The 13652-nt window shown below is 48.2% G+C and carries 19 protein-coding genes; 6 read left to right on the forward strand and 13 right to left on the reverse strand.

The window, feature by feature from the left end; genetic code table 11:
* Positions 1 to 64 precede the first annotated feature (64 nt).
* The 4 genes from GSQ74_RS01080 to GSQ74_RS01095 are packed head-to-tail and all read right to left on the reverse strand — an operon-like array spanning position 65 to position 2050.
* Positions 65 to 601 (reverse strand): PRTRC system protein E, encoded by a 537-nt coding sequence (locus tag GSQ74_RS01080; RefSeq protein ID WP_158989187.1) that lies wholly within the window; start codon positions 599 to 601, stop codon positions 65 to 67.
* 3 nt (positions 602 to 604) lie between these two features.
* Positions 605 to 1129, reverse strand: a complete 525-nt coding sequence (locus tag GSQ74_RS22635) for a hypothetical protein (RefSeq protein WP_216846653.1) — start codon at positions 1127 to 1129, stop codon at positions 605 to 607.
* A complete protein-coding gene (locus GSQ74_RS01090; RefSeq protein WP_216846654.1) occupies positions 1116 to 1634 on the reverse strand; it encodes a hypothetical protein in 519 nt (172 codons plus the stop codon). The genes GSQ74_RS22635 and GSQ74_RS01090 overlap by 14 nt, the downstream gene beginning before the upstream one ends.
* 29 nt (positions 1635 to 1663) lie before the next feature.
* On the reverse strand, positions 1664 to 2050 hold the full coding sequence (locus GSQ74_RS01095; protein ID WP_158989191.1) for a single-stranded DNA-binding protein: 387 nt from the start codon (positions 2048 to 2050) through the stop codon (positions 1664 to 1666).
* Positions 2051 to 2304: 254 nt separating this feature from the next.
* On the opposite strand from GSQ74_RS01095, the gene GSQ74_RS01100 reads away from it, so the two are divergent.
* A complete protein-coding gene (locus GSQ74_RS01100) occupies positions 2305 to 2493 on the forward strand; it encodes a hypothetical protein (RefSeq protein ID WP_158989193.1) in 189 nt (62 codons plus the stop codon).
* A gap of 3 nt (positions 2494 to 2496) precedes the next feature.
* Here the strand turns inward: GSQ74_RS01100 and GSQ74_RS01105 are convergent, their stop codons facing one another.
* On the reverse strand, positions 2497 to 3144 hold the full coding sequence (locus GSQ74_RS01105) for a UPF0758 domain-containing protein (RefSeq protein WP_158989195.1): 648 nt from the start codon (positions 3142 to 3144) through the stop codon (positions 2497 to 2499).
* Positions 3145 to 3147: 3 nt separating this feature from the next.
* A complete protein-coding gene (locus tag GSQ74_RS01110; protein WP_158989197.1) occupies positions 3148 to 3408 on the reverse strand; it encodes a DUF3276 family protein in 261 nt (86 codons plus the stop codon).
* A 143-nt stretch (positions 3409 to 3551) separates the two neighbouring features.
* Here GSQ74_RS01110 and GSQ74_RS01115 point away from each other — a divergent pair, with 143 nt between their 5' ends.
* Positions 3552 to 4004, forward strand: a complete 453-nt coding sequence (locus GSQ74_RS01115) for a hypothetical protein (RefSeq protein ID WP_158989199.1) — start codon at positions 3552 to 3554, stop codon at positions 4002 to 4004.
* Here the strand turns inward: GSQ74_RS01115 and GSQ74_RS01120 are convergent.
* The 6 genes from GSQ74_RS01120 to GSQ74_RS01145 form a co-directional block, all read right to left on the reverse strand.
* Complete coding sequence (locus GSQ74_RS01120; RefSeq protein ID WP_158989201.1) at positions 4001 to 5524, reverse strand: YifB family Mg chelatase-like AAA ATPase; 1524 nt, start codon at positions 5522 to 5524, stop codon at positions 4001 to 4003. The genes GSQ74_RS01115 and GSQ74_RS01120 overlap by 4 nt on opposite strands.
* A 2-nt stretch (positions 5525 to 5526) precedes the next feature.
* Positions 5527 to 5871 carry a single-stranded DNA-binding protein gene (locus GSQ74_RS01125; protein ID WP_158989202.1) on the reverse strand — a complete coding sequence of 115 codons (345 nt, stop codon included), beginning with the start codon at positions 5869 to 5871 and terminating at the stop codon, positions 5527 to 5529.
* A gap of 110 nt (positions 5872 to 5981) precedes the next feature.
* Positions 5982 to 9167, reverse strand: a complete 3186-nt coding sequence (locus GSQ74_RS01130) for an error-prone DNA polymerase (protein ID WP_158989204.1) — start codon at positions 9165 to 9167, stop codon at positions 5982 to 5984.
* 1 nt (position 9168) lies between these two features.
* Complete coding sequence (locus tag GSQ74_RS01135) at positions 9169 to 10665, reverse strand: DNA polymerase Y family protein (protein WP_158989206.1); 1497 nt, start codon at positions 10663 to 10665, stop codon at positions 9169 to 9171.
* Between the two features lie 3 nt (positions 10666 to 10668).
* Complete coding sequence (locus tag GSQ74_RS01140) at positions 10669 to 11391, reverse strand: ImuA family protein (protein WP_158989208.1); 723 nt, start codon at positions 11389 to 11391, stop codon at positions 10669 to 10671.
* Entirely contained in the window at positions 11378 to 11656 is a 279-nt protein-coding gene (locus GSQ74_RS01145) for a hypothetical protein (protein WP_158989210.1), read from the reverse strand. Before GSQ74_RS01145 ends, GSQ74_RS01140 begins: the two co-directional genes overlap by 14 nt.
* Positions 11657 to 11750: 94 nt before the next feature.
* On the opposite strand from GSQ74_RS01145, the gene GSQ74_RS01150 reads away from it, so the two are divergent.
* The gene (locus GSQ74_RS01150) at positions 11751 to 12002 is read left to right on the forward strand and encodes a hypothetical protein (RefSeq protein ID WP_158989212.1); all 252 of its coding nucleotides are present in this window, start codon (positions 11751 to 11753) and stop codon (positions 12000 to 12002) included.
* Positions 12002 to 12613 (forward strand): alpha-ketoglutarate-dependent dioxygenase AlkB, encoded by a 612-nt coding sequence (locus GSQ74_RS01155; RefSeq protein ID WP_158989214.1) that lies wholly within the window; start codon positions 12002 to 12004, stop codon positions 12611 to 12613. Before GSQ74_RS01150 ends, GSQ74_RS01155 begins: the two co-directional genes overlap by 1 nt.
* 1 nt (position 12614) lies before the next feature.
* Here GSQ74_RS01155 and GSQ74_RS01160 read toward each other — a convergent pair whose 3' ends face one another.
* Entirely contained in the window at positions 12615 to 12818 is a 204-nt protein-coding gene (locus tag GSQ74_RS01160) for a hypothetical protein (RefSeq protein ID WP_158989216.1), read from the reverse strand.
* A 38-nt stretch (positions 12819 to 12856) separates the two neighbouring features.
* Here GSQ74_RS01160 and GSQ74_RS01165 point away from each other — a divergent pair, with 38 nt between their 5' ends.
* Together GSQ74_RS01165 and GSQ74_RS01170 are read left to right on the forward strand one after the other, a co-directional pair.
* Positions 12857 to 13078 carry a hypothetical protein gene (locus tag GSQ74_RS01165; RefSeq protein WP_158989218.1) on the forward strand — a complete coding sequence of 74 codons (222 nt, stop codon included), beginning with the start codon at positions 12857 to 12859 and terminating at the stop codon, positions 13076 to 13078.
* 3 nt (positions 13079 to 13081) lie between these two features.
* The coding region (locus GSQ74_RS01170; RefSeq protein WP_158989220.1) for a DUF2461 domain-containing protein at positions 13082 to 13652 on the forward strand (571 nt) is incomplete at its 3' end.

Here is a 13652-nt window from a genome sequence, read left to right on the forward strand (position 1 = left end):
GGTCAGTTTGCCCCGGAATGCCTGGTCAATTTCCAGCGGAATCACTTTACCCTTTACCTATGAATCACTGGTCAATTTCAGCGGAATATCCAGGATAGTCCTCGGTTGAGGGTAATAGGCTCAATGCTTCCTCGTACTTACAAGTATCATTTAGTTCGCCTATTTTCTTCATAGCTTCATCGTAAATCTTTCGCTTTTCCTCTTTGCTTACCTTCGGTTCGGTTGAAACTTCGATGCCGTCTTTTGGCTCGTTCGCTTTGGCTAAAGCTTTCGCTTTGCTTTCCTGTGTCTTTTTATCCTGTTCCATTTTGGATTGCTTTTTGGCTTCTTCCAATCCTTTCATGTAGGTTTCCATATTATTGAATAAACCCGCAGCTTCCTGTACGGGCTTTTCGATGGTATCGAAAAAACCCTCGTCCAGTTCGTCTGCCGTCCCCCGCAATAGCATGGGCGGTACAAGCTTGCTGGCATTATCTTCATTTTTGATTGCGTTAAATAATGCCGATACGGTCAATAATCCTTTATCGTCCGCATGGATAGTAAACTTCCAGTTGCCCGGAATATTTAACTCTGCTATATTTTTAAAAAAGTTCGTTTTCATAATTTATTGATTGTCTTTTATAATTACTAAAGTGTTTTTTCGCATTTCAAAATCAAATTCAAAGTTTGATACCCGCCATCTGCGGTTTAATTCAACACCCTCATCGTCCCATTTAAAGTCAGGTAACGAATTGATGCGGGCAACTAACGCTTTGTTTGAATAGCTTGAAAATCTTGGCTTTATTATCTTTTCGATTTCACTTTCAATTTTCAGATAAGTGATTAACCTGTCGGTAAGGTTTTTGCCCAAATAGAATTTGTCAGTTTTATAGTTGTAGTTTTCCTCGTAAAATTTGACTTTGCCGTTAGTCAAATTGATGTAATAGCGATAGGTTGCGTTTACTCTCAATTCGTTCAGCGTACAATGTTCTTCGATTAATTTTAATTGACTTTCAGCATTGTTTCGGTTTAATAACGGTAATAAAAAGTTTTCTATAAAGTACCCCTGTTCGGGTGCGCTACTGCTTTCCACAACGCAATTCAAAATTTTGCCATCACTAAGTGTTATAAATAAATTAGAGCGTGTCATAGTTTTTGATGTTAAGGGTTAGCTGCTTTTTTCTCTCCAATAAAATTTCCTTTATTTCCTCGCTACACTCATAATATTGACCCTCGAATAGGTAGGTTTCTTCATCTACGTCATATTTATACGCAGCGAAATCTGCCATATCAAGTTCAACTTTGGTTAGCATACCGTCTTTGTAAATGGCCTCGCCGTAAATACAAGTTCCCGATTCATCGTAATGATGGGTGAACTCAATGTCAAAATGCTCTGCAATCTCTTGCACTATATCGGTATTGGGTGACCACCTCGTTTCATAATAAATCACTTCGTCTTCGACCCGTAAGTCAAAAAAATAACCGTCTTTTTCTTCAATAAAATCTGGTAGTTGACCTTGCTGTTCTGCTTCTCCTTTCGCTGAAAGTTCCTCGAACATTAAGTTAACCCTTGTTAGAGCTGATTCACTTCCTGTAAATTCAACCCTGTTATAGCACCAATTTGGCATCTGATTTTTGGTTTTAAAACCGTGCATGATTGCTCACACACGGCTGAATGAATTAATTAAAATGGCAAATCATCATCGTCCGCACCCGCCTTAGCCACTGTGGATTTGGTGTCCTGTCTTTCGAGGTTATTGTTTGCGGATTTACCAAGCAGTTTGATAGTGCCAACATTACAGGATAGGTTAGCCATTGCTTCGCCATCTTGTTTTTTCCATGCCCTTGCTTCAACCCGCCCGAAAATTTCAACGATAACGCCCTTTTTAAGATACTCGGCTAAACCTGGGTTTACCCAATAGGAACATTCCACGTAGGTCGTGATTTCTCTTTTTTCGCCGTCCTTCGTTTTAAAACGGTCATTAATCGCAACGGTAAAACCAGTTACTTTTCTTTCGCCTTTGACATTTCTGACCTCTGCATCAGCGGTCAATCTTCCTGAGAATAACATAAAATAAATTTTTAATAATTAAATAAACTTGTTCGCCAGTCCAATTCGGCAAAACCCTCTTTTGGCCTTTGATAGAGGCAAAACATTTGCGCGTGGGGCGGGCCGGCAAGGCTGACGCAAAAAATACTACCCGTAGGGCTGGAGATTTTTTAGCGGCACTGTGCATGGCCTTGACTGCCGGGGAGGTATAAATTTGCCTGTAGCAAAGGTCAAATGATGGATCGAAAACATCCGTAGTAATAAAAAAGCGGGGGATGATCTTGATCGAAAAAAACTCCCAACAGGCTGGTAAGCCGAAGCCTACCCGGTTACAGTTACCGGGCGCGGCGACAGGCTTTCCAGCCGTAGTGTTATTTTCCGTTAGGGATTGGAAGTGGCATCCTGCGGAGCAGATACAGCGGAAAGCCCGGCGCGCTGAAAGCGGGAAACGGCCCCCAAAATAAATCTTAAGGCTTATTTATCGATAACAAACCACGCATTTTAATCTTCAGCATGCTTGCTGCGGCATCTAATTGAATGATGAAAGCTTTTTCCTGGTTACAAAATCGGGTTGGCAATTTTGATTCATTCCGGCATAGCATAATTTCTGCGGCACCCGCTTCGAGGGACAATTTCATGATCCCTTTTAGGTCTGGTAATTTCCCTTTTTCTGTTTCCAGTTTGCTTGTCGCCAATAATTCGCTTCGGTTGTTCATGAGTACTAAATGGTATTGCACCCCAGGTTCATTTTTAAGGTAAGCTATGATCAATTTTTCTACAGATGAATCGTCTTTTAGATTTAATGGGGCCGCCTGTCGCAGGCTTCGTTTTCCCAATTCGATGGCAGCCAGCAGACTCACCGCTTTCACTTCTCCAACGCCTTTGATTTTGGAAATTTGCTCAACGCTCAACGCATCCAGGTTTGAAACATTGTTGTCTATAGATTCTACTAATGATTTACAGATCGATGCGAGTGGTGTTGACCTGTTCCCCATGCGCAGTATTATAGCGATCAAGTCGGTATTACTTAATGCCTGCGCGCCAAGCTGGATCAGCTTTTCTCTCGGGCGGTCAGCTACTGACAACTCCTTAATGTTTTTTAGTTCCGTTTCCATTGGCTAGCAGCTAATTCCCAGGTTGCCGGTGGCGTGCCTGCCGAGCAGCATCGTGATCGCTTCGACAAAAAACGCGAGGTCTTCCTCAAAGAGGATAATTTGGGTGCGTTTAAAGGTTTCGTCTGGTTCTTGCCGGCGATTGGTAATGCGTAGGTAGAGTTTCTGATTTTTCGCCTTTTTGATGTCGAAATAGTATTGTTTCCGTTCGTCGCCAAACATCTCTGTGTCAAGGATGTTAGTGAATTTTGTTTTTTTATTTTCCATTTTTCTTTCGTTTTGTTAGGCAAAGTTGCGAGGCGTTTTTTGCATATTCCCGGATAAAAACGGATAGAAACGTTTGTATTCGTTTTTTATCTACCACTAAAAGAGTTATCTGGACTTATATTCGGACGCAAGGAGAAAAATCAATGGAAATCGAAACATTAACAGTTGCAGAACGGAAATGTAAGGACTGCGGCACACCACTCGGCGCTGGAAGGGAAGGCCGGCTGTATTGTGACAGTTATTGTAAAACTAATTACAATAATCGCAGGCGGAGAGAAAATCAGCAGGGAAATGAAAGTCATGAAGAGATCAGCCAGCGACCGGAAGCTGAGCAATTAAGTATTCCGGACTACATTACCCGAATACAGGAAATTCTATTAAACAACAGGCGGATCATGGAAGGGTTGTGTAGCGAGGACAGGGCGGGTCGTATCCGGATGCGGGACTTAATCGGTAAGGGTTTTAATACTAAATTTATTACCAGCGAGGCTGAACCAACCGAGTCGGGAAGGGTATATCATTTTTGTTTCGAATATGGTTACTATGAGGAAAACGGATATGTCATCGTTGTCTGTCGCAGGCGGGAAGTCGATTAAATACTGAAGTATTCGCCGTCAAAACAGCGGTATGCAATTGCTTCTGATAGATGTACCAGGGTTATATCTATAGCCCCATCGAGGTCAGCGATGGTGCGGGCTACTTTAAGTATGCGGTCATAGGACCGCGCGGAAAGCCTTTGTTTTTCCATGGCTTGGATCAGCAACTCTTGTTCGAGCACACCCAGGCGGCAATGCTGCTTTGTTTGCTCAGGTGTCATTTGCGCATTGATCGTACCGCCTGAACGCAAACTCTGAATTTTTCTTGCGGTAATGACGTGTTCCCTAACCTCAGCGCTGGTAATTTCGCAACCGTTTGACCCTAAGTCGGCATATTTTACGGGGGTAACGTTCACATGCAGGTCGATGCGGTCAAGCAATGGACCTGAAAGCCTACGCGCATATTTGCGGATCATGGTTATAGTGCAGGTGCATTTCCGAAATGGATTCCGATAAAAGCCGCAAGGACAGGGGTTCATAGCCGCCACAAATAAAAAACCGGCAGGATAGGTATTGTTGAAACTTGCACGGGAAACGGTTATGGCCCGTTCTTCCAAGGGCTGACGCAACACTTCCAATACTTTGCGCTCGAACTCGGGCAGCTCATCTAAAAACAATATCCCATTGTGTGCAAGCGAGATCTCACCTGGCTGGGCATTAGTGCCACCGCCGACCAGGGCAATATTACTGGCTGTATGGTGAGGCGCCCTAAAAGGCCGTTCAGTTGCCAAGCCATGGCCGTCGAGCTTTCCCGAAATGGAATATAAGCGGGTGATCTCCAGCGCCTCCTGCAACGTTAGCGGTGGGAGTATGGTTGGCAAACGCCTTGCGATCATGGTTTTGCCGGAACCGGGAGGACCGATCATCAATAAATTATGACCGCCGGCTGCCGCAATTTCCATCGCGCGTTTCATGGCAGGCTGACCTTTTATATCCGAAAAATCTACAGGAAAAGTGGCTGGCTCAATTTCCTGCGAACAATGCGCATTATTTTTTGCAGGGGCATAAGATTTTTGCCCGGAAAGATAATCAAACACGGCCCGTAGGTCAGGTATGCCAAATACATCCACCCCGTCAACCAGGGCAGCCTCAGCAGCATTCTCCATAGGAACGATCATGCGTTTGTAGCCGGATTTATGGGCTTCTAATGCCATTGATAAAACACCCTTGACCGGGCGCAATTTACCATTCAGCGATAGTTCGCCCACTGAAACCACGCCATCCAGCAAACCCGGATCGATCTGCCCGGATTCCGCTAAAATACTTAACGCGATGGGCAGGTCAAACAAGGCGCCCTGCTTGCGTATGCTGGCAGGGGCCATGCTGATGACGATCTTTTGCCGGGGCATATTTAAGTCAGCAGAACAAATGGCGCTTTCTACCCGGATCAAGCTTTCTTTTACAGATTCATCCGGCAGGCCCACGATAAAATATTGTACACCGGCTGTGATGCGGGTTTCAATATGAATGATCAGCGCATCGATGCCGTTTAGCGCTGCACTGTTGATGCAAACTGCCATATTTAGTTTTGACCGGCTTTACCGGAAAAATCTATCTCATTGACGATCACTTCGGTAACATAACGCTTCATGCCATCCTTATCTGTATAATAACGGTTTGACAATCTGCCTTCGATAGAAATTTTGCTGCCTTTGTCCAGGAATTTCTCGGCAAGTTCGGCTTGCTTTTCCCATAGTACGATCTGGTGCCAGGTCGTTTCGGTGATACGCTCGCCTTCCGCATTTTTACGGTAGCTGTTGGTGGCAAGGTTAAGTTTGGCAACTTTCTTTTGGCTTTCGGTTACTTTGATCTCTGGTGCGCTGCCTAAGAATCCTGTGAGGCGTACGCTGTTGTTTAAGGTGTTCATTTTTGCTTATTGTAAATGGCCGGTGAATTCCGGTAAGGCAAAATTGAGAAGAGAGAATTTGGAAAGGCGTAGATTAAACGGATAGAAACGTTTTTAAACGAATATCTCCCTTAATGAAAATTTCGTCCTTTGTGGAAAGCGCCTTCAACCGGTACAGTTGAGCGCCCGTCATAATCATATGGCTTGGTAGTTTCGTCGCCGCGGGCAAGGGTTTGGGGCAGGGTGTCTGCGCCTGCCTGGGCCAGGGTTTGTAAGAGGGAACTGAGGTTAAAGCATTGGCGGACGACCAGATGGGTAACGCCTTCGGCGACTTGTAGTTTGCCGGTGACCATCAATAATTTGGATTGGACGATCTCTTTGCGGTAGCGGTCGAAAAGCTTTTGCCAGACGACGAGGTTGGCGGAGCCGGTTTCGTCTTCGAGGGTCATGAACAGGACGCCTTTGGCGGTGCCGGGGCGCTGGCGTACAGTGATGAGCCCGGCTAGTCGGACCTCGTCGCCGTCCTTGCATTTGGCTAGGTCACTGACCCTGACGTTTCGCATCCGGGATAATTGCGGGCGCACCAGGCCAATGGGATGGTCTTTGAGTGAAAGCCCGGTGGAGATATAGTCCTGGAGGACGTGTTCCCCCCGGCTCATGAGCGGTAAGAGAACCATTGCTTCCAATGCTGTTTCGGATAGTTGGCCATCAAATAAACCGATGGGCCTGTCTGCCAGTGCCGATACTTCCCATAAGGCCATGCGGCGGTCGGCATTAAGGGAGCGGAAGGCATCGGCATCTGCGAGTTTTTCCAGCGCTGCGTCAGGCACACCCGCTGCCCGGAGTTGATCGATATGACGGTAGCCTTTATCGCGCATGGTGACCAGGAGGAGCATGTCTTGTTCTTTTAAGCCTTTGACTTGGCGGAAGCCTAATCTAACAGATGAATTTTCAAGAGTGTTGTCCCATTCTGAATAATTGACGTCTACCGGTAGTACCTGTACCTGGTGGTTGCGGGCATCCTGTACGATCTGGGCGGGTTGGTAGAAGCCCATGGGCTGGCTATTGAGTAAGGCGGCGCAAAAGACATCAGGGTAATGGCATTTGAGCCAGGAAGATATGTAGACCAGCAGGGCGAAGGAAGCTGCGTGACTTTCGGGGAAGCCATAACCTTCAAAACCTTGCAGCTGTTTGAAGACGCGGCGGGAGAAATCTTCTTCATAGCCTCGCGCCATCATGCCCTCGACCATTTTCTTTTCGTAGAGGTGGAGTTTGCCATTGGCTTTAAAGGAGGCCATGCTCCGCCGTAACTGGTCGGCTTCGGCGGGGGTAAAGCCTGCGGCCACGATAGCGATCTCCATGGCTTGTTCCTGGAAAAGCGGCACACCCAGGGTGCGGCCTAATATTTCCTCGAGTTCTTTGGAGGGATAGACTACGGGTTCTTCACCATTTCGCCGCCTTAAATAGGGGTGTACCATGTCGCCTTGTATCGGCCCCGGCCTAACAATAGCGACTTCAATTACCAGGTCGTAAAATACCCGTGGCTTGAGGCGGGGGAGCATGGACATTTGGGCGCGGCTTTCGATCTGGAATACGCCGATGGTGTCTGCGCGGCAGATCATGTCGTAGACCAGCGGGTCGTCCTGCGGCACATTGGCTAAAGTGAGCTGAATACCATAATGGCGCAACACCAGGTCAAAAGCTTTGCGGATCATGGTCAACATGCCTAAACCAAGTACATCTATTTTGAGGATGCCGAGGTCTTCGAGGTCATCTTTGTTCCATTCTACCTGGGTGCGGTTTTCCATGCGGGCGTTGAGTACCGGGCAGAAGTCGGATAGTTTGCCTTCGGTAATGACGAAGCCGCCGGTATGTTGACCTAATTGTCTCGGGAATCCGATAAGTTGACAGGTCAGTTGTAATACTTTTAAGATCAACGGATCGCGGGGATTTAAACCTTGGTCACTTAGCCGCTTCTCATCAAAGCCTTCCTCGTAGAAATCCCAAATGGTGGCACCGATGCGCTTGATGGTGTCTTCAGACAGGCCCATCGCTTTGCCCACATCCCGTATCGCGCCCTTATGCCGCTCCTGCGTTACCGTCGCTACAATAGCCGCCCGCTCGCGCCCGTAATCATTATAGATAAACTGGATGATTTCCTCGCGCCGTTCATGCTCATAATCAACGTCAATGTCGGGCCATTCATCGCGCGCGTCCGACATAAAACGGGAAAAGAGCATGCGGGACTTGGCCGGGTTGACGGCGGTGATGCCTAAACAAAAACAAACGGTGGAGTTGGCCGCTGAGCCGCGTCCCTGGTGCAGGATGCCGAGGTCTTCGGCCTTTTGAGTTTTTTTATAGACCCGCAGGAAATACCAGGCCAGGTTGCGCCGCTGGATAAAGGCGAGTTCAAATTCAATCTGCTTGCGGTGCTTTTCGGGGATAGGGTCGCCTAAACAAGCTTTAGCACGGTTCCATGTTAGGATTTCCAAACGCTGCTGCCGGGTCATGCCGTCTACCAGTTGCTCTTCCGGCTCCAGGTATTTGAGTTCATCCAGCGAAAAATGGCAGGCGTCCGCTATCGCATTGGCATTAGACAAAGCTTCCGGATAGCCACGAAACAAGCGGGCAATTTCGTTTAGGTCTTTTAAATATCGTTCCGCATTAGGATGTAGTTTAAAACCTGCGGTATGAATGGTACATTTCTCCCGGGTACAGGTCAAAACGTCCTGGAGTTCCCGCCGCGAGGCGCAATGATAATGCACATCACCCGTGGCCATTAAAGGTACACCGGTTTCGGCCAACCGGAATAAGCGTTTGGCATCCTGTCCCTGGTAGTTAAAGGAAGCAGCTAAATAAAGTGAGCGTCCAAATTGCTGGCGGTACTCGGACATGTCTTTCAGAAATCCGGTATCCAACTCAAAGCGGCTGTTCAGCTTGTCCGGTGGCACAGCAACGAACAGGATACCTTCGCAATATTCATAAACATCAGCCTTGTACAGCTCACATTTACCTTTTTTCGTTCGCAAATTGCCCAAAGTCAACAAAGCGGAAAGCCGCCCGTATGCATTTATATCCGTAGGGTAGGCCAATAAGCTAGTACCATCCATTAAGTCCAGCCGGCAGGCCGGGATATAACGGATACCCGCCGCTTTGGCCGCCATATGCGTACGGACGATGCCCGCCAAAGAATTACGGTCGGTTATCGCGATGGCGGAATAGCCCAGCGCTGCGGCCTTTTCCGCCAGTTCATGCGGATGCGAGCCGCCCCTTAAAAAACTAAAATTGGAAGTGACTTGTAGTTCAGCGTATTTCATGTCAGGCAAAATATCCGTGTAAATACCAGCGCGCGTCCCCGCCGTCATAATGGCCCGAGCGGAAAACCCAGTAACGCTGTCCACCACTGTCCTCGACGGCGTAATAATCCCTATGCTCACCGCTGTCCTGCCACCATTCCCGCCCGATGCGTTCGGGACCGTCCGCTTTTATAATGATATGCCGCTTGTCTTTATAAGCAAAAGTTTTCGGCGGGTTGTCCGGTAGCAAAGCCATGACTTCAATAGGCTCGGGCACCGAAAGCAAGCGTATCGGCCGCATTTGTTCCGGCCAGGCCGTAGTAGGTTCTTCTATTAGTGAAGTGGCTATTTTAACAGATCGTTCCGGCCAGTAATGCTCCGCCGGCAGATAGCGCCGGATCGCTTCCGCGCCAACTTTGCCGGCTACGCGGTCAAGCAGTTCCGCCAGCGCTGTATCCGCCAAACCTTTATCTACCGCCCATATCTGCTCCTGCACGGTTTCCATATCTTCGACGCGCGGGGCTTCCAATATGAACAGTTCGATACCTAAAGCCGGTTCGATCTTACTGATCTGTAACTGGAATAAGCGCACCAAATGCGATACACTATGTGAACCTTTGGTCGTAGTGATACTTACCTGGACCTTATGGCCATCGATACGGTGGCATTTCAGCACCGCCTTACGTAGCCCTTTGCCTTCGGCTTGCAAACGCAGGCATAAAGCCGACAGCAATTTTTCAATAGCGATCTCTATACCTACCGCCGTCCGTATCGGTTCCAGGCAGGGCAGGCGCTCCACGTAAGGCGCTGGCGGTATCAATGACACCAAGGCTTCATCTACTCTGCCTAAAGCCTGGTCAATACGCAATAACAGTTCCTTACCAAAGCGCCGGCGTAACGTTGAGGCCGGCATGGAAAGTATTGGCCCGATGGTTCGGAACCCCAGCTTTTGCAGGCGCTCCAATATTTCAGCATCCAATCGTAAAGCCGCCGGTGGCAAACCCGCAAGCACACCTGCCTGCCCACCAACAGGAACGATAGGCGAAACCCGTGCGAAGCGTGATACTGCAAATGCCGCTCCCGGCGTATCGGCTATCGCGGCCCGCGCATCGAAGCCAGCCGCCCTTAATTTCAAAACAATCTCTTTGAGATAACTCCGTTCGCCGCCCCAAAGATGGGCGCAGCCTGAGATATCTAATAATAATCCGTCCGGCAAATCAACCGCTACCACAGGCGTATAGCGGATACACCATAAACCCAATAAGCGTAATAGTTTAGCCGCTTTTCCTGGCGTATCATCAAAGCTCAACAGTTCAGGCACTGCCGCCCGGGCATCCGCTACGGCCATACCCGTAAAAGCGCCCTGCTGTTCCGCTAAAGCGCTGGCTGCGGTAATGACCACCCGGTTCTTTACCGGCGCGGCCAGTACAAAGGGAGCCTCTTTTAGATCAGCCCGGCGGAGCGCCAGCCCGTCCGTCAGCAAATGCCGGAACCAAATGGACATGAAGCGTTTTTGCATGGTTCAACCGGCCTGCCTTTCTTCGTTTAATAGTATTTGTGCGGCAGGGACAAAATGCCCGTCTTGCCATTCCAATATCCATTTACACGGTTGCCCGTTGCGTACTTTCAACAATTCCACCTGCCAGCGAAAAAAGCCCAAACCCGGCAGGTCACCTAAATTCGCACTGGGCAGAGATTTGACCCGCCAGCGCGCCGCGCAGGCCGTTGAACCCAGTTTATCCGCCGCATTACGCAATACAAAACCTGTTACCCGGCTTTGTTCTACCGCTAACTGCAAACGCTGGGATTGCTTAAAATTCAGCTCATGTACTTCACAAACCACCGCTTTCAGCCCGGAACATTTCAGCGCTTCCTCCATCACCCAAAGCGCATCTTTATCTTTGGACAGGCTGATAAAGATCACTTTATGCGGCGCTACGCCAAAGACCGTCAGCGCCGGCGCGAACAAGCGCCGCGCCCGTCCGATCCAGACACAAATGCCGCCACGTTGTAACAGCACGGAAAGGATACCCGTTACCAAACCACCGCCCGCTGCTGCCTGTTCGCTCGAACCGCAAACCAGTTCATGCACCGCTGCAAGCGGGAATACACCATTAGGGAAAGCCGTTTCTAAGGGACCCAGACCGATCAATGACCGCGCGCCCGTAACCGGCGGTTTATAACCTTCCCACCCGAGGATGTCCTGCCTGAGCTTGTCTATGATGTCAGTCTTATTGATTTGCATAAGCTAGGTGTTTAGTGATTTCACCGGCGATCTTGCGCAACTCGGCGTTAGTAAAAACATTGTTGTCACTGAAAAACGGACGTTGGGTTGGCTCCAGGCTGGGCTTTGACCAATAATCTGCATCTAAACTGATCACCGAATTGCCTCCCCGCGTTGTTAATTCATAACGCTCATAGCCGTTATTGTCCGGCCACGGATCTAATTTTTGTACGACAATGATCAAAAGATCATTTCCAGTTTTAAGTTCAATTGTAAATGCTGCCATGTCGTTCGCGTTTGGGACTGTAAAGTTTGCTAATATTTTTAGTATTTTGTATAAAGTTTTACAATTTTTTTTTCACTTTTGTTTTATGAACCTGATGAAAGAAGCGATAGCCTGGGTAAAAAGAGGACCCGAAGCAAATGAAGTGGTGCAAATCGTGCCTGACTTGGTATGGAAAGGTGAGGGCTTGTGTTATGATTTATATACCGCCTATGAACCTGCCCCGGATCATTTAGGACGGATATTGTTTGATGCAGCGGGTTATTGGATTTATGACGGGCAGGTGCTGCGCATTGTGGAGCAAGAGCAGGTGGCGAAATTTATCATGAATTATGTGGAGGTGATATGATGGAACAGTTGTGTTTTTTCCCGGAAGCGGGACAGAGTAGGGGTTTGCCTGTGGAAATGCTGGAATACAGGCCGGGTTTGATCGACAGCGAAACCGGCGATAGGCTTTTGGCTAAGTTTATTCGGGATATGCCCTGGAAACAGTCGACTCAAAAGATGTGGGAAAAAGAATACCTGACGCCACGGCTGACGGCCTGGTATGGTGATGTGGGTACGGATTATTCGGTATCCGGGAAAATCTCCAATCCCATGCCCTGGACGGATGAGTTGTTGATGATCAAGGAAATGGTGGAACCACTGGCGGGTGTTAAATTTAATAGTGTGTTGTTAAATTATTATCGTGATGGCAATGACTCGGTAGCCTGGCACAGCGACAAGGAAAGCATTTTGGGCAAGCGCCCGGTGATCGCCTCGGTGAGTTTTGGGCAGGTTAGAAGCTTTGATATTCGCAGCAAACAGGATCACAAAGAACATTATTCGGTCAGGCTGGAGCATGGTTCATTGTTGATGATGAAGGCGGGTTTGCAGGAAGCATTTGAGCATAGGGTCGCGAAGTCGGTCAAACCGATGCGCGCGAGGGTGAATTTAACGTTTAGAGTGGTAACGCCGTAGATCAGGTTGCAGCAACTACGGCCTCAATAAGATGCGGGGCCATTTCCATTTTGTTAGAGGAATGGTTGACCCAATTTTCGTCCTTTAATACGAAGTTATAGGGAGAATTATACATCTCGATGCTGATCAGCGTGTCGGTTTTATTGGTTAGATAAAAAGAGTAGGTGCGGTTGCCGTCGGTGGCTATTCGTTTTTCGGTAGTCATAAGTATAGCACAAAGATATTATTTATGTTTGATGGCGAATGGATGAATTGATATTGCCTTTGATTTATGGTGGTGAGGAACTGGAGTTGCCCATAAAGATGTACGCTTATGGCTATACGTTCCGGGTGGAGGTTTTGATCGGTGAAACGGCGGTGATCTTTGAGCCGGATGAGGAGGGGAGTTATAGGGCACTGGCGGATAAGGCGGTGAATGTCGGACTATTGCGGGCGATCGCGGTTGAACTTGAAAAATTGCGTTGAGAGATGGCTATACTACCAGGGTCTGTTTTTGAATTTTTGGAGGAACTCGGTAATCATAATGACCGGGCGTGGTTCGCAGTTCATAAGGACGAATATCAATTGGAATCGGCCAAGGTGGCTCAATTTGCCGATGCGCTGTTGCAGGAATTGAACCGGCATGATGTGATCGAAACACAAAGCGGCGCAAAAAGTCTTTACCGCATTTACCGCGATGTGCGTTTTTCTAAAGACAAAACGCCTTATAGTACGTATTGGGGCGGCAGGTTCAAACGCGCGGGCAAACAGCGGCGTGGCGGCTATTACTATCATTTGGAACCTGGAAACAAGAGTTTCATCTTATGTGGTTTCTGGAACCCGAACGCGCAGGACCTGAAATTGATACGCGAGGATATAGCATTTGATGAGCTACCCTTGCGAACGATCCTAAACGATGCGATTTTTGTCAGCAACTTTAAGACTTTGGAAGGCGACCACGTGAAGACCAACCCAAGAGGCTATGAGCCTGCCCATGAGGCCATAGACCTGCTGCGCTACAAGCAATTTTTGGTCAGGCGGCGTTTTACGGACGAAGAAG

The organism is Mucilaginibacter sp. L196 (assembly GCF_009765905.1).
Lineage (GTDB): Bacteria > Bacteroidota > Bacteroidia > Sphingobacteriales > Sphingobacteriaceae > Mucilaginibacter.